Origin of the sequence: Liquorilactobacillus uvarum DSM 19971 (assembly GCF_001434935.1) — a bacterium.
GTDB classification, from domain to species: domain Bacteria; phylum Bacillota; class Bacilli; order Lactobacillales; family Lactobacillaceae; genus Liquorilactobacillus; species Liquorilactobacillus uvarum.
This window is the reverse complement of record NZ_AZEG01000014.1, coordinates 40087-64384: the sequence shown is the minus strand read 5'-3', so window position 1 is coordinate 64384 and position 24298 is coordinate 40087. Positions and strand designations below refer to the sequence as shown.

Below are 24298 nucleotides of genomic sequence, written 5' to 3'. Positions count from 1 at the left end.
GACAGAATTAGAACGAGTGTTTAGAAAAAGATGTGCCATTTATTGACATAGGAGCAGTCTGCCACTCAATTTTATGTAATAAACAAAGTTCAATAAGAACAAAAATAACAAAAGTTAGCGTAGTAGCTTGACCTAAGGTAACTGGTAAAAAAAGTGACAGAACTTGTGGAACAGATACTAAGGCACTAACACCCAATTTACCACAAGTAAATAACACTGTTCCCAAAGCTAAAACATTTAAACCTCCGATATATAATATTGGTCGTAAATAACTAAAACGTTTCTTAGTATTCAATTTATATCTTCCTTCCTTTTCCATGGTGCGCTACAATATGAATGAAATTAGTAAGCATGGGGCTAAAGAATATCGTAAATTTATCATACAGCTTAGAGTGCACTATAACGCAAGGAGATTTTTATGAATTATTCAATCACTGAAACCAGTCGACTAACCGGACTTAGTAAATACACACTGCGCTATTACGAAAAAGAAAAGTTGATTCCAAAAGTTAAACGTGATTCAAAAGGTTATCGAGTTTATACTAAACAAGATATTGAATGGCTAACTTTCTTATTGAATATTAGACAAACCGGTATGTCTATCAATAAAATAAAACAATTTTCTCAAATGAGATTCAAAGCTGAAACAATTTCTATTAGGCGAAAAATGTTACTTGAACACAAAGAAAACATTATAGAACAGGAGAAAAAGATTCAAAAGTCAATGGCAGCGATTGAAGCTAAAATAGCAAGATATGATCGTTATACTCAATTGCAAACTGAGCAAAAAAACGTGAACATGTACTGATAGCGCGTTTTTATTGCGCTTTTTTGTTCTTAATTAAAAGGAGTTTGTTATGCAATAAATAGTTCTACCAATCAAAGATTCAAATGTCTTACAACAAGTCCAGAAATGCTTGTTAGAAGATTTTAAAGCTGGTCAGCGCAATTATATGGTCTTTCAGTTTGGCAAGGCTACGTTATTGCGTGTAAGTGACGTAATGCATTTAAAGTATACTGATGTCTATGATCCTCACGGATCGATCAAAGCTAATTCTTTTATTCGCGATAAAAAGACAAATAAGCCGAATACTCTTTATCTAAAACCAATTGAAGTTGATTTAATCAAATATCGTCAATGGTTAATTGAAAACAATTTACATTCAGAGTGGCTATTTCCATCGACTAAAAACTTCGAAAGACATATTACTGAAAAACAATTTTATAAAATTATGGCAAAAGTCGGGGATTTATTAGGAATTAACTATTTAGGTACACATACGATGCGCAAAACAGGCGCTTATCGAGTGTATACACAAACTAACTACAATATCGGATTGGTTATGCAGCTACTGAATCATAGTAGTGAAGCAATGACTTTAGCGTATCTAGGTTTAGACCAAGTAAGCCGCGAACAGATGTTGGATCAAATAGATTTTGGCTAATCCCCCAAATGTACTCCAGAAGTAAAGTTCTTTGGAGCGTAGCGAACAATTAATTTTACTTTTGGAGTTTAGTTGAACGTTTTCAGTTCAACAGGTAATTAATTAGCGCAGAAATAGACGAAATATTTTACTATTGCTGATATTAAATGTCCATGATGCAAATAATGTTTACAGAACCATTACAAGTAGATAGTAATTTGATATCAAAAATAAAGCGTTTTAATCAAGTCGTAATGAAAATGAAACCTAAATATAAGTAGATAAATTATATAATTTAAATAGTCATCATTTTAATGATGGCTATTTTATTTCGTAAGAAAGGGGCATCTAATGAAAAATAAATGGAATAAACATTTAACAGCATTTGAACGTGGTCAAATCGACTATCTCTGGAATATTGAAAAAATCCATAATCAAGCCGAGATCGCACGACGCTTACATCGTACCGTTATGACGATCAACAATGAACTTCGTAGAAGTCAACGCTACTCAGATTATCATCTTATGCCTCGTAAATGGCGAGCATATCGCTACAACGCAGAAGAGGCTCAACAATATGCTAACTTAAGACAAAGTCGAATAGGAACTAAAAAGAAATATACCAAAAAAAAAGCCCGAATTATCGCTAGACGAATCTTAGACGATAAGTGGTCACCACAGATGATTGCAGAAACGCATAAGGAACTTAAATTGAGTCGCAACACGATTTATAACTGGATTTATCGCGGCATGATACCAGGAGTCTCAGAAGATAATTTGCGCTATCAAAAACGTTTTAAACGTCGAAAATCAACGCGCTTACTTGAGATGAGTGCCAAGGAACGACAGGTAGAAGAACTAAAAATTCAGGAAAGAAGGGTGAAACAACAAGAAAAAAGGGTGATCAGACCACTTAAACATTCGATTGAGGAACGTTCACCTGCGGTGAATAGTCGTCGCCTATTCGGACATTGGGAAGTTGACTGTGTTTTGCCGAAAAAAGGCTATAAAAAAGTTTTTGTGACGTTTTGTGAACGTAAAACGCGTTACTACATTGCTTTAAAAGCGGATTCACAATCAGGAAAAGCAGTCTGTAAAGTTTTGGATCAGTTTATGCATCTTTTTGGAAAGCGTTCCAAGTATATTGTTCAATCATTCACATTTGATAATGGATTTGAATTTACAAATCATTTTGTGATCAACAAAGTTCAAAAGGAATTTCGGATCATGGCGTACTTTGCACACCCATACAGTCCGGCTGAACGTGGTTCAAACGAGAATGCTAATCGGATGCTGCGCGAATATTTTCCAAAGAAAACACATTTTGAATATATTAACAACGATGACATTCGCCGTGTATTACATAAGATTAATAAACGGCCAAAGGCTGTTTTGAATTATAAAACACCGAGAGATGTATTCAGACAAAAAATGCATGAAATTGATCGAACCTTTGGTTATAAACGACATTTAAGACGCTCTAAAAACACTAAAAAACGTTGATTTAAAGCAAATTTCATCAAAAACAATTAGTAAAATTCAAAAAAATCCGTGAATAAATCACTAAAAAACATGATTTTTACATGAAAATCAAAAATAGTCGTAAAAATTTAGCTAGCAAACCAAATTATTTTTGCTGGTTATAAATTCTGGCGACTATTTTTTTTACTCATTTTTTACTATTTTTTTGCTTTTTATTTTCGAATTCAAATTTATTTTTTTGCTTTTTATGCGTTGAAACGTTGTTTTAACAACACTTTCAATGATGTATAAAAACAAGAGGGGTCTTAGGTTAAAATTCGGACTTGACCGCAGATGTCAAAATAGCAATATACGAAAGGGCTTTAAACATATACCACAGCAGCAATTAGACTATCTGATTGTTTAGTTAAATTTTGCCTGTTTTCATGAAAAAAATCGGTCTTTTATGAAAAGAACAATCTTTTAGGCTTATAAGTTATTCATTCATTTCCATGTATAAACTTTCGTATTTGCACTTTGACAACTGCATATCGAAGTAGAATTCATACTTCAATGGTTAGATTACCAGATTCAAAAGTTAGTCATGGATAGAAACAATGCATGCTACGTCTCTGAGAGGCTCGTTGGTCAGTGACCTACACACGCTAGCAATGCTGGGTGCGAAGCGCGGTGATCCAAGAAATTGGGGAGCGATTTACATTTATATGAATTGTTGACATTTTATTATTTAAATGTAACAATAGTGCTGTAATAAACGTGATGGTGTTCGCGTATAACTATCGAAAGATTGATGACACCTACCTTCTTATTAGGGGGTAGGTGTCTTTTTAATACCTCCCAATGAGAAGAAAAAATTTGAGGAGGAGATTTATATGTCTGTCTATATTGATCGGGTAAAAGCACGTGAGATTTTTGATTCTCGGGGTAATCCTACTGTTGAAGCAGAAGTCATTCTTAGCGATGGCACTGTAGGTCGAGCTGAGGTTCCCTCTGGGGCATCAACAGGAGAAAAAGAGGCTGTTGAACTTCGTGACAATGACGCACATTTAGGAGGAAAAGGCGTTCGTAAAGCTGTTTCTAATGTTAATAATGCTATTAACCAGGCTTTACATGGTGTGGCTCCTTTTAACCAAGCACATGTAGATAAAATTATGATTAAGTTGGATGGTACACCAAATAAGGGAAAATTAGGTGCCAATGCAATTCTGGGAGTTTCTATGGCTACAGCAAGAGCAGCAGCCAAAGCTACTCACCAACCACTTTATCGTTATTTAGGGGGAACAGATCTTGAACTTCCACAAACATTTCATAATGTCATTAACGGCGGAGAACATGCCGATAATGGGATAGACATTCAGGAATTTATGATTACTCCTGTTGAACGAACCAGTTTTCGAGATGGATTTGAAAAAATTGTTAATACCTATCATACTTTGAAAAAAGTTATTGAAAAAGCGGGTTACACAACTGGTTTGGGAGATGAAGGTGGATTTGCACCAGATTTGAAGTCTTCAGAAGATGCTTTAAAAATGTTGCATGAAGCAATAATTAAAGCTGAGTATACTCCTGGAAAAGAAATTGCAATTGCATTTGATGCTGCAGCTTCTTATTTTTATAATAAGGATACTGAAAACTATGTTTTTGAGGGAAAAACCTACTCTCCAGCTGAGTTAGGCAAATATTACGCAAGTTTATTCGAAAAATTTCCAGAGATTATTTCTATCGAAGATCCTTACAGTGAAGATGACTGGGAAAACTTTATTACATTTACTAAACAATATGGAAGTCAGATACAAATTGTGGCTGATGATCCTGTTTGCACGAATCCTATATTGATTAAAAAAGCTATTGAAAATGGTATGGCAAATTCCATTTTAATTAAACTTAATCAAATTGGGACCGTTACAGAAACACTTGAAGCAATTAGATTAGCAAGAAAAAATGGCTACACCACAATGATTTCTCATCGATCTGGTGAAACTGGAGATACATTTGTTGCTGATTTTACGGTTGCAACTAATTCTGCTGAATTAAAATCTGGTGCACCAGCACGTTCAGAACGTGTGGAGAAATATAATCAGTTGTTACGTATTGAAGAAGAATTAGGAGAAGATGGTACACGTCTTGCACGTTTTCCAAACAATGTTGATTTTGATTAATTGATTTTTTTGTTTTAAAATGTAATGTATTCTTTTATATATACTTAGGAATGCTTTTATCCTAAGTATTTTTTAAGTTTAAAATATTATAGGAGATGAATTCTAGAATGACTCGACGTATCTGTGTGTTAGCAGATGTTCATGGTAACGCTACGGCCTTAAAGGCAGTTTTAGAAGATGCCAATAAAAACAGTGTTACAGATTATATCTCTGCCGGAGACATAACAAAAAGAGGTCCAAGTCCTCAAGAATGCGTAGATCTTTTAAAAAACGCTTCTAATGAAGTTTGGATTATGGGTAATCATGAAAAAACATACCACGATATGATTAACTTTAATGATCCACTTACTAAAGGTCCCAAAAGAGTCATGGAAATAGTTTTAAATGATTATGACAAAAAACATTTAAATAAAGGTACGTATAATTGGCTTGCAAATTTACCATATTCTCAAGAGATTCAATTTGAAGGGATTTCAATTCAGGTCTTTCATTCACTTCCTGATAAACCTTGGGGACATGAAACAGGCCCTTTAGCTAAACAAACTTACTTTGATAGGATGCTAGATAACTCAAATGCTGATATTGCGATCTATGGTCATACTCATAAACAAGTTATGCGTTATTCAACAAAAGATCGTCTTGTTATAAATCCCGGAACAGTAGGCTTAGCAACTACAAGTGGAACTTTAGAAAAATCTAACTTTGCACAATATGTAATTTTGGAGGTTAATAATCACAATATTATAAACGTTGAATTTAAGCGAATTGCCTATAATATCGAAAATGAGTTAAAAGTTGCAAGAGAAAGAAATTTACCTTATTTGGAACTTTACTCTACTTTAATTAAGACTGGTCAATATTCATATTCAGTCGAAAATATTGAATCAGTTAACAAAAAGGCAAATTTTGATGAGTTAAGTAATACTTTACTTAAATAAGAGAGAGGTTGGGTACAGTAGTACATGAGAGAGAGATGGATAAATGCTTTAAGCGTACTATTTTTTGGCTTTTGGGGTGGAATTTTACGGTATCAATTTGGGATTTGGTTTAATTTCAACGGTACTATCATGGTTAATCTTATTGGATGTTTCATATTAACCTTTTTGACATATCTTTTTTTATCATTTAAAAATCCTAGTGAATGGTTAACAATTGGTTTAGGTACCGGTCTTGTAGGATCATTTACAACCTTCTCAAGCTTTAATCTTGATACTTTAAAATTAATTCTACTTGATAAATCCGAATATTTATTTTTCTATTTGATAATAAGTATTTTCGGAGGACTGATACTTAGTTTCTTAGGCTTTTTTGTAGGAACTTATCTAGGAAATAAACTGACACAAGGAGAAAAGTGATAAATTGATATATCTAATAGGCTTCGGAGCAGCGATAGGTTCTTTGTTACGTTTTGAAATAACTACAAAGATTAAAAAAAATTTTTTAAAGAATTGGCCTTTAGCAACATTTTTAATTAATCTTACAGGTGCTTTTTTGCTAGGCTTTATGTTTGGAATTCATCTCCAACAAAATTTTTTCTTATTTTTTGGTACCGGAATAGTAGGAGGTTTTACAACCTTTTCAACCTTAAATGCCGAAATAATAGGCCTATTTAACAATAAGAAGCTTCATAAAGGACTAAGCTATATGGTTTTTAGTTATTTAGGTGGTTTTGCTCTACTTTTAATTGGATTTTTTTTAGGTAAGATGTTGTAAATCCGATATATTTTCATAAAAAACTATAAAAAATAATTTTTCTACTCTTTAGTAATAAAAAAGCATTCGCTTAAATTGCGATGCTTTTTTATTACTTAAAATTTGAAAGGAAGGTATTAAACATGCCATTAAAATATGTTATTCCAACTGCCGAAACTTTCGGCAAATTAACTTTTGAAGGAAAAGATCGTGAAGTTACCAGCGGTCGTTCTCGGATTGCGACAGGAGTAGTTTATAACCTCTTGTCAGAAAAACAAGCTGAATTAATCGAGGTTCAAATCCCAGCAAGAGCTGGTTCTAAAACCTTTGAAACTGATACTGAGATTGAATTGGTTAATCCAAAACTTGAACCCACTGGTCGTTCAACAGGTGACGAAGCAATCGCATCGTGGAAATTAACAGCCGAAAACATCAAGAAGAAGGGGGACAAGTAGTATGGTTAAGATCTTAAAATTGCGTAATGGTATTGAAATTGATGAAGAAAAATCATTAGGAAAATTAAAGTTTTTGGATAAGAAATCTCCGTCATTGATCTTGGGTGAAGATGGTGAACCAACAGGAGAGATTAAAGATCGTCGCTATGATATTCTTTCTAAACTGCACCATGATTCTTTTACAGTTGTTTTACCAGCTGAAACTGAAGAAAAAGAATTTCCGTTCAATTCAACGGTTAAATTAATCAATCCAGTAGTTGAAAATTATGCTATCCCAAATGGCCGATATGTTGATGCCGGAATTCGAGTAACAGCTGATGATATTATCTTAGATGATAAGGGGGCGGCTATCGAAACAAAACCAAGTAAACCAACAACCAATCCATTAAAAAAATAGGGTGATTTAAATGTTCAAATATAAAGGAATTCGCATTAGGCGGTTTCATCGAGATATTGTGTTTATCTACTTATTTTTGCTGTCACTGCCTTTTACTTTGCTCTCAATCTCATTTCTCTATCTTGTTTATGCTAGAAGTCCAGATAAATTTATTTGGGCTGCTCTAGCTGCTGCTGTTTTTGCTTTTTGTGGCGCAATTATCAGCTTTGCAGTATACAAAAGAAGCGACAATCACAATGGTTTCTTTACTCGAGTAAAACATAGACAACTACTTGCCAGAATGATTATTGATAATAAATTGTATCTTACAAAAAATAGAAATCGTAATAATCCTCGACAGAAGATTATCTATTTTCCTAAAGTCTATTATCATTATAAGGAGTTGATTATTACTGTCAGATTTCCAATGGATCTTCAAAAGAATCAAGATAAGTTTAATCGGATTGGTGAACAGCTTGAACAAGCATTGTTTGCTGATCTTTTTGATATTGTTGATGAAAAAGGATTTAAAGCATACAAATTAATCAATGATCCAATCCAAAATAGGATTGACATTACTGATATTAAACCTAATTCTAAAGAAATAGAATTAATGCATGGTTTTACTTGGGACTATAATAAATTTCCACATGCATTAATTAGTGGTGTTACTGGGGGTGGGAAAACTTACTTTATACAAGCTCTTTTAAAATCATTTATTGATTTAGGCGCTGATTGTTATATCTGTGATCCAAAGATGTCTGATTTATCACAATTGGATCAAGTACCAATTTTAGAAGAGAAGGTTTTTTCAAGTACAGGACAAATCAATAAGTGTGTTCGTGAATTCTATGAACAAATGGTTGACCGGCAAAAAGAATACAAAGAGTTATTAAGGAAAGCGGGTGAAATTGGTAAAGATTATCGCAATTTTAACATGCAACCAAAGGTTTTGTTCTTTGATGAATATGTAGCTCATATGAGTAATTTAGATTTCAAGGAACAGGAAAAAACTCTAGGGTATTTGAAACAAATTATTTTGTTAGGCAGACAATTGGGATTTTTCTTGGTTGCTGGAATGCAACGACCTGATGCTAAATATTTTGAAGATGGTATGCGTGACCAATTTGGATTAAGAGTTTCTTTAGGTCAAATGTCACGTTCTGGCTATATCATGATGTTTGGTGAGTCCGACAAAAATTTCAAGGTTCAAAGTGATGAAGTACGTGGCTGGGGATATGCTTCCATTGGGGGAGCTTATGTTCGAGCCTTTTTTGCACCCTTTGTGCCCTCAGAGTTTTCATTTTACAATTATTTACTCAACAAAGACGAGCCCTCGCAGCTGAGCGGTCAGAGCCGAAAGGCGATAGCGGAGCGGGGGCGTGGAACGCCCAGCGAAGCAGCGCGGGCGAAGTCTGGCGGGAGGAGCTGAAAGCTCCGAACGCCAAGTGTTTACCCCCGATTGCTAACAGGGGGGTAACAAGGACGAAAACAAGTCAACCAAGGTAACGCTAAATGTTGATTTGACGGGAATAACCAAGATTTGCAAAACTTCACTACGAAGTCGCAAAAGTGAAGTCCTGTTAAGGAGGTAATATTTTGAGTGAAAAAAGTCAAATATGAATGGTCAAGTGAATATGTTAGAAGCCTAAGGCTTCAACAAGGATTAACACAACATCAAGTTGCTAAAGAAATTGGTATTTCAACCAGAGCATATATTAATTTTGAACAAGGACGAAGTCAGTTCAGAAAGTCAACACAAGAAAATATTGAAGCTTATTTTAAAAATCGTTTAACTCATGAAACCAAAATGGAGGTAATCATTGATTATTTAAGAATCAGAATACCCTTGCATGATTTGAATATAGTTTTCAACGAAATTTTAAAAATAAATCGCAAAGCTTTTGTCTCAGATGAAGTTAAACGATACGGTTATGTAGGTCGTTATAGTATTGATTTGATTCAAGTTTATCAATCAGTGCCAAACGATAACCGTGGAATTTTGATTGAATTTTCGGGCCAGGGCTGTCGCCAATTTGAAACTTTTCTCAAACATCAACAACGAAGTTGGTTCAGCTTTCTCAAGGACTGTTACGCATTTCAAGCAAATGTGACTCGCATTGATATTGCAGTCAATGATTATAAAGAAGCCTTACCATTGAAAAGACTATTGCATAAAATGGAACGAAAAGAGTATAAATCAAAGTTTAAAACGTGTAGTTATCACTGGGGTACTCAAAGAAATGAAATTACCGATAAACTTCAAGCAGCTGGACTTAGCTTGTATTTTGGATCAATGCAAAGCGAGTTTTATATGTGCTTTTATCAAAAAAATTATGAAATTGCCAAAAAGAAGCATCTAAAGGTGCAAGAAATTCCTGTCAAGAACCGTTATGAGCTGCGTTTTAGTTCAGATAAAGCTGATCAAGCAGTTAAACAACTAATCGACGTTGAAGATCCAGTCAATATTTGCGATTTAGTTTTTGGGTATATAAGCGAATATGTTACTTTTTTACAACCAGTTAAGGGAAAGGCCCGAAAGAACTGGAACATTTATCCTGCTTGGTCATTGTTTCTGGGAGATGTCTCAACTTTAAAGTTCGTCACTGACCCAAAAGAATTATCCTTTGAACGAACTAAAACATGGCTACAAAATCAAGTCATGCCAACATTAAAGGCCTTCAAAATAATTGATGATACCCTTCAAACAGAAGAAATTGAGTCCATGTTAGCAGAGACAAATCTGGGAGATAGACATAAAAAAATGATACAAAGCGTGATTAATCCAAATTATTCTATTACCGAATAAACTAAAGAGAGGTGATACTTATCAAAATTGGCAGTTTTGAATTTAAAAAACGGAATTCTAATCAGGTTGATAAAATTCCACGTAAGAAGAAAAAAGTAAATATGAAATCAGCTAGGATCATTGTTTGGATAACAATGGTCTTTATTTTTTGTAGCGGAGTTATGGCTTTTATTAAAGCTAGTAATGTTTCCCAAACCAATCACAAATTACAAAAAGAGGTGCAGACTTATCAAACAAAGCTCGACCAAGCTTCAACTAATATTAATGGTTACAGCCCATTATTAAATAACTACATGCAAGGATTTTTAAAACTTTATCTTACTTATCCAAACAATACTGATGCCATGGATAAAAGAAATCAGGCTTTATCTGCTTACTATGCGACTAACTTAACGGCCAATGATCAGGCTGGAAAAGATAGTCAGACTTTTAATAAAGCTTATATCCAAAGTATCTATACACAACAAGGTGTCAAGATTGCGCAATATTACGTCAATTACTCAGTTAATAATAACCAAACCAATGGCTACTTAAACATTCCTTTCAAGGTAAAGAATAGTAAATTCACTGTTGTTAGTTATCCATACTTTTCTAACAAGATTGATCCAGTTGGTCATATTGGCAAGCTGCAAAGCAAATATACCAAAGAAAATCAAACGACTTCTGTTAATTTAAATAACCGGGTCATAGATTTTACTAAGTCATTCTTGAAAAAATACGTGGCCGCTAAAACGAGTGATATGAAATTTATTATGGCTAAGCCACAAGGCTTAGCTGGCAAATATAAAGTCGCTAATATTCAGAACTTGCATGTTTATGGCACTAAAAATAATCCAATTGTTCAATGCCTATTAACTTTAAAACGCAGCGATTCAGATATTGAACACTCAGAAAACGTCACTTTAAAACTTTCAAAACAGCAAACAACTTATTTTGTTGATCAATTTAATCATAATATTGGAGGAAATTAATTATGCAACCTATTTTTTTAGCTTCTGAATTACCATCTTTAGGCAATGTTTCTGATTGGGTCGTTACACAAGGTAAATATGCGATAACGATCATTATCGTTATCTTGCTGGTCAAATTCATTTTCCGTCAAGAATTGGGTAGAGCGATTGGAATTGCTTTATTGACTGGCTTAACTTGGTTTGTCATTTCCAATTCGCAAACTGTTTTTACTGCGATTGGTAATATTTTCAAAACAATTTTTGGGAGTTGATCATTATTGGAAAAACACAATTATAACTATCGCGATGTCTTTAACGAACCAATTAAGATTAAACAGTTAACACAAAATTTCTCACTACCATATTTCATTAAATTACGTGATGTTTTGATTTATCTGCTGACACTAATTGGTCTCTTTATTTTTTTTCATTCAATTGTAAGCTTTATCAGTTCATATGTACCACTGTTTACCATGTTGTTTTATGTTGGCGTGCCGTACCTAATAGTACGTTTAGTTGAAAAGGTTCAACCTGACGGAAAAAATATTTTCTGGTATTTATTAGATTATGTAACCTTTTACTTTGAATATCTACAAAGCAAAAAGAAGATTTGTCATGATATTAAAGTCAATTATACTGATGAACCAATTGTTTTTGATGAATTTAACTACAGAAAGAAGGGCAAATAATGGAAAAAGAAATTAGTATTTTTGTTGAAAATCTTGCTCAGCGAAACGCTGGGAACACTAAAGGTGCTTGGTTCACTTTACCAGTTCCATTTAATACAATTGCTCGCAAAATCGGATTAAGTGAAACTGAAGAGGAATGGATTATCACAGACTATGAAGCTCCATTTGACATCGGAGAGTATGACAATATTAATAAGCTTAACCGAATTGCGGCTGAACTTGACAATATACCTGATTATTTATGGGAAAATGCTCGTGATTTACTAAGCAGCGGAATTTATGAAAGTATCGAGGATTTCGTCAATGATCCTGAACGTGTTATCTATCTACCCAATATTTTAGAAGATAACGACCTTGGCAGCTATTTAGTTGAACATAATGCTTGGTATGATGTTCCAGACAATTTAGCTAGTTATATCAATACTAGAAAATTTGGTCAGGATTACCGTTTTAGCACTGATGGATTTTTTGCTAAAACTGGCTTCTTCATTTCCGCATGATTTTTATAACTCAAAAAGAAGCAATCAGAACTTATCTAATTTGGGTAGATAAACAGTTAGACAAGGAAAAAAATATTAAATATATGCCTTTGGTAAAGGTTGGTGAATTTCGTGACCACGAGGTCAGTAGTTTTGAAACTGCCTTTATGACAATGGTTGATGAACTACGTATGCACAAGAAATACAAGAGTTTGAATTATGATAAATTACCAAAAACCTATGCTACGCAAGTTATTCGAGATCGCAAAAGAAATTTTCGTGACCGTTTATTGAATGAGCTACTAATGATTTTTTGAGAGGAGGAATTAAATGGAACTACAAACACCTTTTAAATTAATGAAAGATAATTTACTGCTAACAAAAAGAGGTGATGTTTGGACTTACTACAAAATTAAGTCTGAAAGCATTGCTACTAATGACCTAGACAAAAAAGAAATGAATAAACGCATGATGGCATTTATCTATGGCACACTTTCCAAATACAGTGAACTACACTTGGAAATGTTACCAAAAGATATGAACTTGACTGAACGTTTTAAGCAGTTAGGAAAAGATTTTGCTGATGAAGCTCTACCAATTTCTAAGTATTATGCAAACGAAACAGTAAAACAATTGGAATATGAACTTGGAACTATTACTAATGAAGAATTTATCCTTGGAGTGAAATTAAAGTCATTTCAATATGCTGAGTCAATTAGAACTGCTATTTCCAGTGGCTATGATCAATTTTTACAAAAGACTTTTTCGGCACTGGGTTATGAAGCAACAATTGATGAAACTTATTTCAAACAGTTTGCTAACGAACTAGATGAACTAAATTCAACTATGATCACAATTAAAGGAACGCCTTTAGAAGAAAACGAACTGGCGTATTTAATTCGTTACAACTTTATTAGGAATATTCAGCACGACGTACTGAAAGAAAGTAAAGAACATAACTTTTACAAACTAACTGATACAATTCTTGATCCGAGTGAAAAAGGATTCTTAAAGTTGGAAAACGACCAAGGCACTTCATACATTGCTTTCATTCCAATTGGTGCTTTACCAGATAATATTAGCTTTTCTCATTTATTTGAAACGGCACAAAGTATGAAATTTCCGGTAGAACTGCAAATTAAAGCTCAATATCAAGAAGTTGATGGATTAAATGGTTTGAACTCTAAACTTTCTAGACTTCGTAGAAGATTCAAGAGTACCACACAAGAAGCCCACCAAACAGGCGATCATGATAGTCAACGCAATCTAACCAATCAGATTCTTTTAGATGAACTACAAAATGATATTGAAGCTGGTAAATCAATTTTAAAATGGTTAGCTTGTTTTGTTATTTCAGGAAATACGAAAGAAGAAGTCAAAGCACGTTCAAATCGTTTAATCCATCGCCTTGGTTTAAGAGATATTGAAGCTTACCGACCTAATGCTGATCAGCTATCGCTGTTTTATCGGCTACTTCAAGGTAATTCACTAGAGAGCAATAAGAATTGGTTACAAGTTACCAATAATGAAGGCTTTGCGGAAAATTTGTTTGCGGTGAGTAATCGGCTAGGCAACAACGTTGGCTGGTATATCGGTCGCGTCGATGATTTAGCTGAAAGCCAATCACTCGAGCAATCAATTTATGCCAGTCGTAAGATTGTTTTATTTAATCCAACAATCGCTAATAAAGGTATTAAAGGTGCAAAGACCGACAGTCCACATATTGCGGTCACTGGCGAAACAGGCAAAGGAAAATCATTTCTAGTCAAGTTGTTATTTATCTACATGTCGTTTATGAAGGCAAAGCTTTTATACATTGATCCAAAAAAAGAAATCAAAAATTGGTTCAGTAAAGTGATTGAAAATGAAGAAATGCAGCGTGATTATCCGCTGTTTGTCAATCATTTAAAGAACTTTCACTACGTGACTTTAGATGCCACCGATTCAAAGAATTGGGGCGTACTTGATCCAATCGTCTTTTTAAAAGGATCAGATGCCAAAGATACTGCCGAAGCAATGATTGATCAGATTTATTCAACCAAAGATAAAGATATGGCTAAAACAGCTATTTTAAAAGCTATCAAAACAGTTATCAACCAACGTGAATTAGGTAAAAAGGTTGGTATGTTAAACGTTATTGAGATTTTAAAGGCTGCTGATGATCCGGAAATTAAAGGTGCTGGCAATCTTCTTTATGAAATGGTAACTGATTCTGTTTTACAGCTGGGTTTTTCTGATGGTTCAAATGATGGTGTCAATCTAGCAGATCGAATCAATATCCTAGAAGTATCTGGTTTAGAGCTGCCGAAGGAAGGTGATAATCCCGATAATTACTCTGATCTAGAGAAAAAATCGGTTGCTTTAATGATTCCACTAGGCAAATTCTGTGAGAAATTTGGATCAAACGACAGTAATTCTTATACCGCTGAAATATTTGATGAAGCTTGGATTTTCAATGTTGCAAAAAGTGGTAAAAAAATCCTCAAATCTATGAAACGTGTTGGTCGTTCGCAAAATAATATGTTGTTGTACGCCACTCAATCGGTGGCGGATATTTCCGACCAAGAAGACCATGGTCAGTTTGGGGTACTCTTTGCATTTGATGAACCCAGCGAACGTGAAGCAATCTTAAACCACGTTCAACTACCAATCAATGAAGAAAATCTTCATTGGTTATCTAATATGATTAAAGGACAATGCTTATTTCGTGATATTTACGGGCGCGTTGGGAAAATTGCGGTTCATTCACTTTTTGATGAAATGACTAGTTCTTTTAAGACTATCAACAAATCGGCTTCATCCAAGAGTGAAGAAACGTATCGCTAGGGGGGTGACTATTTGAAAAATAAATTCAAAACATTTGGACTAATTAGTGGTACCACACTGATTAGTCTTTTAATTTGCAAAATTTCCGTTCTGGCAGCCACTAGTTCATCAATAAAGGACATTTTAGCTGGTTACGATATGAACAAAATCCTTTCCACTTTGGATTCTTTTAATCCTTATATGGAAAAAGCAGGATTAACCGATGTAACTCTAAAAGCAATTACTGCTTTGACAGGATTCTTCTGGGAAATCAACCGTTTTGTTTTTAAAATCTTCGATTTTTCTCTGCAAATGATGTTCGGTGCAACCTCAATCAATAATGGCATTAATACCTTGATTGACAAGATTTCTAATCTCTCTGGTCAACTATGGGATAGCTTGTTTGGCAAATTTGGAATCATCTTATTTGTGATCTCAATTTTAAGTGCATTTTATGTCTTTGCTTTTAAAAATGAGCGTGATGGTCTAAAACGAATGTTCCTAACAATAGTGATTGTTGGTTTTTCAGCAGTCTGGTTTAAAAATTCCAGCTACATGCTGCAAACCTTTAATTCAATTTCAACAACTGCACAAAGTTCATTAATGACTTTAGATAATTCACAGGCGGTCAAAAATGCTGATGCTACCAGTATTGTTCGCAAAAGTTTCTTTGAAAAATCCATTGAACGTCCTTATTATCTAATGAATTATGGCAAAACCGATATTACAAATGTTCAAAAATCTAATGAAAATCCGTACGAGTTTCTTTCTTCTAATTATGACAAAAATTCTGATTCAATTAGTGAAAAAGTCAGTGCTAGCAACAACAAGTACCTCAAAGAAAACTACATGTACTATAAAATTTTAATTGCGCTAATGTCACCGTTGGTGTCAATCAGCTATGGAATTCCACTATTTGCGATTGGTTTTTTAAATCTGTGTGTGCAGATTTTTGCCTTAGTTTTATCGCTAATATTGCCAATTATGGCCTTATTAAGCTTGATTCCAAAATATTCTGGCAGCTTATTTAAAGGCTTACTGGACGTTATCCTTTTATTCTTTTCAAAAGCCTGTTTGGTGCTTGGAATTCTCGCAATCAATGTCTGTCAAGAAATCGTTGATATTATCATTCCACCAAGTTCTTATGCTGGGTATTTTGTTAATGCTTTAGTATTGTGGTTAATTATGTTTTTTGGTTGGAAGAACCGTAGTTATCTGATTAAGCGTTTCTCTGGTGGCCGAATTAGATCGTCTAAAGAAGTTTTGCAAACGGTCAATAATCAAAAAGAAAAGTTTGTTGAGAGTGTTCATCAAGCTAATGATCGACTGGAAAACGCTAATCACTTTGTCAGAAGTTCCGGAGGAAAAGTGGCAAGTTTCTTTAGTCGCGGTACTTCTAGTAATGAAACATCTGCCGATGTTAGTGAGACTAAAAAGAAAGTTGATCAAACAAAGCGGACACCACAAGAAAATGTTCAACAAAACACCTTTATTGAGAAACTGGCTCGAAAACAAAAACAGAAATCAGCAGCTTCAGAACAACTTAATCCTAAAAATGAAAAGATTACTGAAGCAAAAGAAACTAATCCAAGTCAAAGAGAAATTCACCTAAAGCGAGTTGTTCAAATTGATGATCATTTCGAAAAGGGTAAAGATAGTAAATTACCTGATCCAGCCAAACCAAAAGATCTAAAACAAGGACGCAAGTTAATGGTTGATACTAGAACTAAACAACAAATTACTGGGTTAGATGAAGCAACTAATCAAGCTAAGAAAAAGCTAGAAGGAACTAAAATAAAATCTGATGAAATACAAGAAAAAATTGAATCAATGAGAGAGTAGGTGAGTTACATGTGGCAACTGGTGGGATACTTTTCGCTCAATGTTTACTTACAAGCTGAGTCCAAGGAAAAACTCAATCAACTGGCTATTCAAAAATATAATCCAGCTTTAAGCAAGCAAAAGCATTGGCAAAATATTTATCCAGAACCAATGTTAATTAGGTACTCACGAAAGTAAAATTCCCACCAATTTTATGTCGGTCGTGAAAAAATATGAGGTGATTAAATGAAATTAAAGTTAGTCGGGATCTTAACGATCCCGATTTTTTTGCTGGTTATTCTAATTGTTATTGTTTTTATGATTTTTGGTGGCAATGAAAAAAGTAATGTTACGAATTTAGATTGTGCCAACAACTTAGGAATTTCAGGCAATCAAGTATCTAAGAATACTGAAAAAAATGCTCAAATTATCTGGAACTATCTAATTAATCAGGGCTGGTCTAAAGCTGCGGTAGCTGGTGTTTTAGGCAACTTACAGCAGGAATCTAATATCAATCCAACTTCGACTAATTCAAGTTCTGGTGCACACGGGATTGCTCAGTGGTTAGGTGAGAGATTGTCCAACGAAAAAAGCTTTGCAACCGAGCATAGTAAAGATCCTGATAGTATCCAAGCTCAAGTTATGTTCCTCTACGAGGAAGCTAATGGAACTGAAAAGTCTAACTTAGGAGATTACGCTAAAAATTCAACTAATCCGTCTATTGCCGCGGTTCAATGGGAGTTACGCTTTGAACGAGCCGGTAAAAATGAAGCCAACAACATCGTTAGGGCAAGCAATGCAGAGTATTGGTACAACAAGTTTAAAGACTCAACCGGAGATAATTCTAATTCAAATACTGTTGAAATTACTGAAACAGATCAAACTTGTGATAAAAATGCTGGTAAAACACTTAGTGTTTCTGGTCCAACTGATAAATGGTGGACTGATTTGTCGGCTTGGGCTAATAAGTGGGCTGACAAAACGCCTGATAACTATTTGCTGGGTGGTAATCCTTCGAGCCTTGATAATTCAGCAACCGCTAAAGCAGTACATGGCGCAACTGACTGTTCAGGCTTTACTTACTGGGCATTTAATAAAATCGGAATTACATTAACTCGGACTTCACAAACTCAATGGTCACAAGATATTGAAGAAGTAAAAAAAGAAGATGCCAGGGCAGGGGACCTGGTTTTCTTTTACAGTTCGGTTAATGACGATGCCGGTTCAGGGTATAGCCATGTTGGAATCTATATCGGAAATGGTCAGATGATTGACGAAGAAAATTCTGGCATTAAAAAAACAAACGTTTGGCAAGCAAATAATCCAGCATATGGTAACTGGAGCAAGGTTTCATATGGTCGAATTAAAGCAAATTTATTGCCAGATAAGTATAAATGAGGTGAATAGGGTGAATAGAAATAAAATAATCTTAATTATAATCGGAATTCTAGCACTAAGTGCTTTTTATAAGCTTAATGCAACTAATCAAGAACAAAATAGCATAAACGCAACACAAACAGCTCAGATAGCGAAATTAAAAGCTAAAAATAAGAAACTAACAGCTCAGCAAATTTCTTTTGAAAACAGTTCTACTTCAACAACTATCACTAAAATTAGTGTTGATAAAAAAGCAGAACATATAGCAACAAAATTGTTCAATAGCTTAAATAATTGGAATGCAGATAACTGGTTAGAAAAGCAACAAATCGGCACTAAATATGCTACTGATGATGTTCTAACGTACCTTGGTGGCAGTCAATCAGCTAATAATCAATCAATAGCCACCAAACAATTAAAACAGTTAAATGCAACATCTCAGCTGATGGAATCTAATATTTATTTTGAAAAAAAGTCAGAAGATAACGAAATTAAAGGAATCTTTATCGGAACAGTCAAAACAACTAGTTCTGGCAATCAAACAACAAATAACATTAAATACCAGTTTACTTATAACACAAAACAAGAAAAAATTACTGAAATATCAACATTTTAGGAGGACAAAAATGAAACTATTGCAGAATAAAAAAATAAAAATAATAGTGCTATTGACAATCGCGCTTTTAGGAATTTTAGGATTTGCATACTATAAACACGAAACCAAATATGACTATGAAATTAATCAGGTACTTAATTATGAAAATAAAATTGCCGTTCCTGGTCAAAAAAATTTGACAAAGAAAAATACTAAAATTGTTATTTATGATGATCCAGCAGAAAATGAACATCTAATTAGCATTAGTTTCAGATATCCAAATGGTAATCAAGCTAATGTTTGGTTTATATATTATAAAATAACAAAAGTAACTAAATATTTAAAGATAGCACCGTCAAGCATATTAAAGTTGAAATTTATTTACTCAAATTAACTAAGTTCTATGATAGACAAAATCACATCAAAAATTATTAACAATAAGTATTGCTTTTTTTTTATTTTGTTTCAAAATAAGCATAGGTCTTTTGTTTTTAAAATTTAATTTTTGGGGAGAGATTAGTATTGCAAAAACAACTTATGTCACAATGGTATAGATGGGATCTTCATATTCACACACCAGAAACTCAAATGAATGATAACTTCAAAGACCAAAATGGCAGTCAAACTGATAAAGAACTTGTTTGGAAAAAATACTGTGCAGAATTAAATAATTATGGGGCGGATGTTCTAGGAATAACAGATTATTTTTCAGCAAAGAACTTTTTTAAACTTAAACGGAATAGAAGTAATTGGGGATTGAATGATAATATTACTTTATTTCCAAACGTTGAAATAAGAGTTAGCGATCTTGTTTCCAAAAAAAGAGAAGATAGTCATAAATCTACAAGTTATGTCAATATACACTTAATTTTCAGGCCAGATGAACAGAAAGAATGTATAGAAAAATTTTTAAGAGGATTAAGTATTTCAAAATCCAATGGTCAAAATATTAACTTTGCCGATGATTTAGAAGAAATTATTAAAGATAATAATTTTGGCTATTTACCAACTACAGATTCCGTAAAAAAATCACTTAGAGATACGTTTGGAAACAATTATAAAGAAAAGGTTCTAATGATGATTCCCAATAGTGGTGATGGAATAAACTTAAAAGATGGTAATGGTTCAAGTAACGGCAAAGATTTTGTAAGGGGAAATATAGATTTTTTACAGGCCAGAACCCAAAATGCATACCATGATAAACTATATGCTTTGAACCCTGAAAATAATTATAAAAATATTTACGCTTCTGTAACTGGATGCGATGCTCACAGTATAGAAAAAATTAAGGATTTCCCTGAAGCTTCAAGAACTTGGATTAAAGCAATGAAAACTTTTGAAGGTTTGAAACAAATCACTTATGAACCTGATTTACGAATTAAAATCCAAGCTAACAAACCAGAACCACCAGTAAAGTCAAAAATCATTAAAACTCTTGAACTTCCAAGTGAAAAATTTGGAATTAAAAAACTTGAATTTTCAGATGGTTTAAACACAATTATAGGTGGGCGTTCAAGTGGAAAATCTGTGCTATTATCTATAATTAGTAAACTTTCTAGTAATGTGCAACATTTTAAAAGTGATAATTCCAATTATGATAATTTAATCAATAATTTAAGTGAAAATTGTGTACTAAAATATGCAGACGATACCATTCCATGTGGAGAAGAAGGAGTTAAATTTATTTATCAAGATGGTCTTCAAGAAATTGCTCGCAGCGATGATAAAAGAAATAAATTTATTGAGGGTACTCTGTATAGGATAACAGATATAAGTAAAATAAAAGAAAAAATTGAAACATATCAGCGTAAAAAACATGACTCAATTGTTCTAAAAATTAATCAGTTTAAAGAATTAAATATTAAAATAAAGGAACAGACTTCTAAGATTAGTTCTCAACAACCTATTAGAACTCTTGAAGGTAATATTGATAAGTTAAAAAAAAATATTCAAGTATTGCAAGAACAAATTGAAGATATTGACCAAAAATCTATAGACACAATGATTCAAAAAATATACGATTTTGAAAGTCAGATCAAAGACACTCAAAAAGATATCGATGAACTATCTCTTATTCTAGATAACGTTGAAATTCAATTGAATCCACAATCTCAACAATATACGCGTGATGTAACTAAACAGGTTTTTGAAATCTTCAAATCAAAAATTGATAAATTAAATCAAGATTTTGCTAAATATGTTGATGATAGAATTCAAGAAAAAAAGCTGTTCATTGAAGATAAAAATAACCTAATTCAAAAATCAAAAAAAGCTCCTATCTATGAACAATATACAAATTTGCAGGAACAATCTCCAGAACTCAAAAAATTTCAAGAAAGTTTAACAAAGCAGCAACATTCTCTTAGAGTCGTTGAGGATGCTAATAATGAATTAAAGAAGTTGAATTCAAGTCGTTTCGCTCTTTTCAATGATTTAGTAAATGAAATAGATTTTGGAGATTCTTTAACCACACATGATCTTTATAAAGTTGATGACAAAAATCTAAATTTCCAAATTATTTCATCTATCAATACAGATAAATTCATCAGCTTGGTCCAAAGCAATTTCAAAACAGGCCGGGGTACTTTCAAAAATGAAATTGAAGCTGGTATTATTGATATTGATAATCCTAATTCTATTAACGCTGAAAGCATTAAAAAAATGATGATGCAATGTCTGAAGCTGGAAATAAATTCTATTAACGAGGACAATCCGTACAGGGCAAATTTGAATCTTTATTCATGGTTTGAACAATTTTCTAACATGGATTTCATTCAAACTAAATATAATATTACTTACAAAGGACAAGAATTCCATACAATGTCTGAAGGAAAACAAGCTTTTATTTTATTAATGCTCCAGTTAAGCTTGGATAAAGATGATAGACCTTTTCTAATTGATCAACCAGAAGATGAACTTGACAATAAAGCAATTTACGAGGAACTTGTCTCATACTTACGCGAACAAAAGCAACACAGACAATTATTTATCGTTACTCATAATGCTAACGTGTTAGTTGGTGGTGACAGTGAATGCGTGATTTTAGCTGAAGAAATGACTAAAGAAGGTATTCCAGGATATCAATTTTGTTATAGACAAGGATCCATTGAAGACAGCAACATGCAAAACGCAATATGTGAAGTGCTTGAAGGTGGTGAAAAAGCTTTTAAAAAGCGAGAAGAGCGTTATAATTTTAGTAGACATTAACTTTTATCAAATAAGTTGATATCTATATATGCTAATACTTACTACTTACGGACCATAAATCTCTAATAGACCCTATAAAGTATTATTATATCAACGTCATTTATCAATGGTTGTATATAAGGGTTATTAAATGAATATATAAAGAAAAGTGCCCCTAAAAGAGCGCTTTTTTTCATTTGCACCTAATTTGATAACTAGAAATTTTAACTAGCCAACTGTTTGATATTCATAAAACAATTTAACCACAGAAGTCTCAGAATTACAAGAAAAAATATTTTTTAAAACTTACGTTGAATGTAATCAAATGACAGAAATGATTCTTCGTATTTATTGTTGTGAAAGAGGTAAACTTTGTGCAATTTAAAAAAATTATTAAAAGTATAATCAGAAGTATTCTGTTGAAAACTATCGTTTTTTAGAAGTATGTGTGTATATAAAATCTAAAAATGGGAACATACTTGCTTGTATTTCAAAAGATGGAATTTCATTTACTGATGAAGGCATTTTCTTTATTCAAACAGAATTAAAAATAATGTGTTTAATTAAGAGGTTGAAACCATGAAACAAATTATCTTACCTATCAAAGATTCAACTGTCTTAAAACAAGTTCAAAAATGCTTGCTGGAAAATTTTAAAGCTGGTCAACGTAACTATACAATTTTTCAGATTGGTAAAGCTACGTTTTTAAGAGTTAGTGATATTATTCAAGACGTTTATAGTCTTGATGGTTCAGTCAAACATAATTTGTAGCCTGAATTGCTTTTTCCTTCAACTAAAAGATATAATCATCATATTACCGAAAAGCAATTTTATAAAATTATGGCACATGTTGGTGACTTGTTATGAATTAATTATTTAGGTATACATACTATGTGTAAAACTGGCGCATATCGTGTTTATACGCAATCAAATTATATTAATTGGTTCAACACTGAAAGAATCAGAACAAGTATCTAGAAAAACATGTGCCAAATATTGAATTAGGAGCAAAGTAAGTAGAGAACATATGCTAGATAAGATTGATTTCGGTCAGTTTTTAAATTATATCCTTTTGTATGTTGCCCGTAATACGGATATTAAACAGCCAACTTTTATTAGATATCGAAAGGAATTCGATGTACAAAGATGATGTTATTATGAGATAATTATTTCAGAAAAGGTGTTCTATAAAATATATTTTAATCAAGAATAATAAACATCAAAAAAAACTAATATTGATTTTGCTAAACCAATTTGACGTCAAAGATCAGTAAATTTCAAATTGCAAAAATTCTTGATTCAACAATTACAATTAGTAACACTTACTAAAAATCGTCAGTTGAAGAGCTACGTTCGATACTATCTGGATTTAGATTGATTGAAACTTCTTCTAAATCAGCTCAAAAGCGACAAACAAGACAAAACAATGCTACTGAAACTATTAATTTAAAATGGAAACAACAATGACAATAATAGATAAAAATGTTGAAGGGAAATTATATGATTAATCATATTCTTACTGCTGAACAACGTTCAAAAAACATGAGCCACATAAAATCTGTTGATACCAAACCAGAATTACTTTTTAGAAAGAAACTATGGAACAATGGTGTTAGATATAGGAAAAATTTTAAAAAACTACCAGGAAAACCTGATATAGCAATAACAAAATATCATATTGCTATATTTATTGATGGCGAATTTTGGCATGGATATAAATGGAGCGAAAATCAAAATAATATACATACACATAGAAGTTATTGGATTCCCAAGATTGAAAAAAACATGAAAAGGGATTTACTAGTTAACTCAAAGCTTCAATCTTTAGGATGGAGAGTTGTTAGATTTTGGTCAAAAGAAGTTGTAAAAAATCCGGATTATTGTACGGAGTTAATTCTCTTTTATATGAGAAGTTCACAATAATATTAACATTTGGGGCAGCTTTTTTTTGACCAAAATGCTATACTTAGGATTATTCTTATAAAGAAAAGAGGAACTA

Annotated in this window: 25 protein-coding genes, 1 pseudogene and 1 riboswitch; of the genes and pseudogenes, 25 read left to right on the top strand and 1 reads right to left on the bottom strand. The window is 32.9% G+C overall.

The genetic code is table 11. From position 1 onward, the window contains the following. Positions 1-7: 7 nt before the first annotated feature. A complete protein-coding gene (locus FD20_RS07970) occupies positions 8-295 on the bottom strand; it encodes a DUF6198 family protein (RefSeq protein ID WP_057737481.1) in 288 nt (95 codons plus the stop codon). A gap of 123 nt (positions 296-418) precedes the next feature. Here FD20_RS07970 and FD20_RS07965 point away from each other — a divergent pair, with 123 nt between their 5' ends. The 25 genes and pseudogenes from FD20_RS07965 to FD20_RS07850 all read left to right on the top strand — a co-directional run bounded on the left by FD20_RS07965 (position 419) and on the right by FD20_RS07850 (position 24222). Next, a complete protein-coding gene (locus FD20_RS07965; protein WP_057737479.1) occupies positions 419-808 on the top strand; it encodes a MerR family transcriptional regulator in 390 nt (129 codons plus the stop codon). Between the two features lie 58 nt (positions 809-866). Further along, a complete protein-coding gene (locus tag FD20_RS07960) occupies positions 867-1445 on the top strand; it encodes a site-specific integrase (RefSeq protein ID WP_235807738.1) in 579 nt (192 codons plus the stop codon). A 330-nt stretch (positions 1446-1775) separates the two neighbouring features. Continuing rightward, positions 1776-2927, top strand: coding sequence for an IS30 family transposase (locus FD20_RS07955; RefSeq protein WP_057737477.1), 1152 nt, complete (start codon positions 1776-1778; stop codon positions 2925-2927). 725 nt (positions 2928-3652) lie between these two features. Next, positions 3653-3713, top strand: a riboswitch (Fluoride riboswitch). Between the two features lie 65 nt (positions 3714-3778). Beyond that, positions 3779-5065, top strand: a complete 1287-nt coding sequence (gene eno, locus FD20_RS07950) for a phosphopyruvate hydratase (RefSeq protein WP_057737476.1) — start codon at positions 3779-3781, stop codon at positions 5063-5065. Positions 5066-5172: 107 nt separating this feature from the next. Further along, on the top strand, positions 5173-6003 hold the full coding sequence (locus FD20_RS07945) for a metallophosphoesterase family protein (RefSeq protein ID WP_057737474.1): 831 nt from the start codon (positions 5173-5175) through the stop codon (positions 6001-6003). 24 nt (positions 6004-6027) lie between these two features. Next, on the top strand, positions 6028-6420 hold the full coding sequence (locus tag FD20_RS07940; RefSeq protein WP_057737472.1) for a fluoride efflux transporter FluC: 393 nt from the start codon (positions 6028-6030) through the stop codon (positions 6418-6420). A gap of 4 nt (positions 6421-6424) precedes the next feature. Further along, positions 6425-6778, top strand: a complete 354-nt coding sequence (gene crcB / locus FD20_RS07935; protein WP_083489082.1) for a fluoride efflux transporter CrcB — start codon at positions 6425-6427, stop codon at positions 6776-6778. A gap of 122 nt (positions 6779-6900) precedes the next feature. Then, the gene (locus FD20_RS07930; protein WP_057737470.1) at positions 6901-7212 is read left to right on the top strand and encodes a DUF961 family protein; all 312 of its coding nucleotides are present in this window, start codon (positions 6901-6903) and stop codon (positions 7210-7212) included. A gap of 1 nt (position 7213) precedes the next feature. Continuing rightward, positions 7214-7609, top strand: coding sequence for a DUF961 family protein (locus tag FD20_RS07925; RefSeq protein WP_057737469.1), 396 nt, complete (start codon positions 7214-7216; stop codon positions 7607-7609). Between the two features lie 10 nt (positions 7610-7619). After that, the gene (locus FD20_RS07920) at positions 7620-9020 is read left to right on the top strand and encodes an FtsK/SpoIIIE domain-containing protein (RefSeq protein WP_057737467.1); all 1401 of its coding nucleotides are present in this window, start codon (positions 7620-7622) and stop codon (positions 9018-9020) included. A gap of 171 nt (positions 9021-9191) precedes the next feature. Continuing rightward, positions 9192-10397: an XRE family transcriptional regulator gene (locus FD20_RS07915; RefSeq protein ID WP_057737465.1), complete on the top strand. Its 1206-nt coding sequence runs from the start codon at positions 9192-9194 to the stop codon at positions 10395-10397. A gap of 11 nt (positions 10398-10408) precedes the next feature. After that, on the top strand, positions 10409-11368 hold the full coding sequence (locus tag FD20_RS07910) for a conjugal transfer protein (RefSeq protein WP_057737463.1): 960 nt from the start codon (positions 10409-10411) through the stop codon (positions 11366-11368). Positions 11369-11370: 2 nt separating this feature from the next. Next, the gene (locus FD20_RS07905; RefSeq protein WP_057737462.1) at positions 11371-11619 is read left to right on the top strand and encodes a TcpD family membrane protein; all 249 of its coding nucleotides are present in this window, start codon (positions 11371-11373) and stop codon (positions 11617-11619) included. A gap of 6 nt (positions 11620-11625) precedes the next feature. Then, positions 11626-12036 (top strand): TcpE family conjugal transfer membrane protein, encoded by a 411-nt coding sequence (locus tag FD20_RS07900; RefSeq protein WP_057737460.1) that lies wholly within the window; start codon positions 11626-11628, stop codon positions 12034-12036. Further along, positions 12036-12536 carry an antirestriction protein ArdA gene (locus FD20_RS07895; protein WP_057737458.1) on the top strand — a complete coding sequence of 167 codons (501 nt, stop codon included), beginning with the start codon at positions 12036-12038 and terminating at the stop codon, positions 12534-12536. Before FD20_RS07900 ends, FD20_RS07895 begins: the two co-directional genes overlap by 1 nt. Beyond that, complete coding sequence (locus FD20_RS07890) at positions 12533-12832, top strand: hypothetical protein (protein WP_057737456.1); 300 nt, start codon at positions 12533-12535, stop codon at positions 12830-12832. The genes FD20_RS07895 and FD20_RS07890 overlap by 4 nt, the downstream gene beginning before the upstream one ends. A 13-nt stretch (positions 12833-12845) precedes the next feature. Further along, positions 12846-15341 carry an ATP-binding protein gene (locus FD20_RS07885; protein WP_057737453.1) on the top strand — a complete coding sequence of 832 codons (2496 nt, stop codon included), beginning with the start codon at positions 12846-12848 and terminating at the stop codon, positions 15339-15341. Positions 15342-15353: 12 nt separating this feature from the next. Further along, positions 15354-17162: a CD3337/EF1877 family mobilome membrane protein gene (locus FD20_RS07880; protein ID WP_057737452.1), complete on the top strand. Its 1809-nt coding sequence runs from the start codon at positions 15354-15356 to the stop codon at positions 17160-17162. Then, positions 17163-17339, top strand: coding sequence for a hypothetical protein (locus FD20_RS13325; RefSeq protein WP_157060878.1), 177 nt, complete (start codon positions 17163-17165; stop codon positions 17337-17339). It abuts the gene before it with no gap. A gap of 48 nt (positions 17340-17387) precedes the next feature. After that, positions 17388-18539: a phage tail tip lysozyme gene (locus tag FD20_RS07875; protein WP_057737450.1), complete on the top strand. Its 1152-nt coding sequence runs from the start codon at positions 17388-17390 to the stop codon at positions 18537-18539. 10 nt (positions 18540-18549) lie between these two features. Beyond that, positions 18550-19134 carry a hypothetical protein gene (locus FD20_RS07870; RefSeq protein ID WP_057737448.1) on the top strand — a complete coding sequence of 195 codons (585 nt, stop codon included), beginning with the start codon at positions 18550-18552 and terminating at the stop codon, positions 19132-19134. Between the two features lie 10 nt (positions 19135-19144). Next, positions 19145-19507 (top strand): hypothetical protein, encoded by a 363-nt coding sequence (locus FD20_RS07865; RefSeq protein WP_057737446.1) that lies wholly within the window; start codon positions 19145-19147, stop codon positions 19505-19507. 128 nt (positions 19508-19635) lie between these two features. Beyond that, positions 19636-22320, top strand: coding sequence for a TrlF family AAA-like ATPase (locus tag FD20_RS07860; protein ID WP_057737445.1), 2685 nt, complete (start codon positions 19636-19638; stop codon positions 22318-22320). Between the two features lie 558 nt (positions 22321-22878). Beyond that, a pseudogene (locus tag FD20_RS07855) lies at positions 22879-23299 on the top strand (site-specific integrase). Positions 23300-23799: 500 nt separating this feature from the next. Continuing rightward, positions 23800-24222 carry a very short patch repair endonuclease gene (locus FD20_RS07850; RefSeq protein WP_057737443.1) on the top strand — a complete coding sequence of 141 codons (423 nt, stop codon included), beginning with the start codon at positions 23800-23802 and terminating at the stop codon, positions 24220-24222. Positions 24223-24298 lie beyond the last annotated feature (76 nt).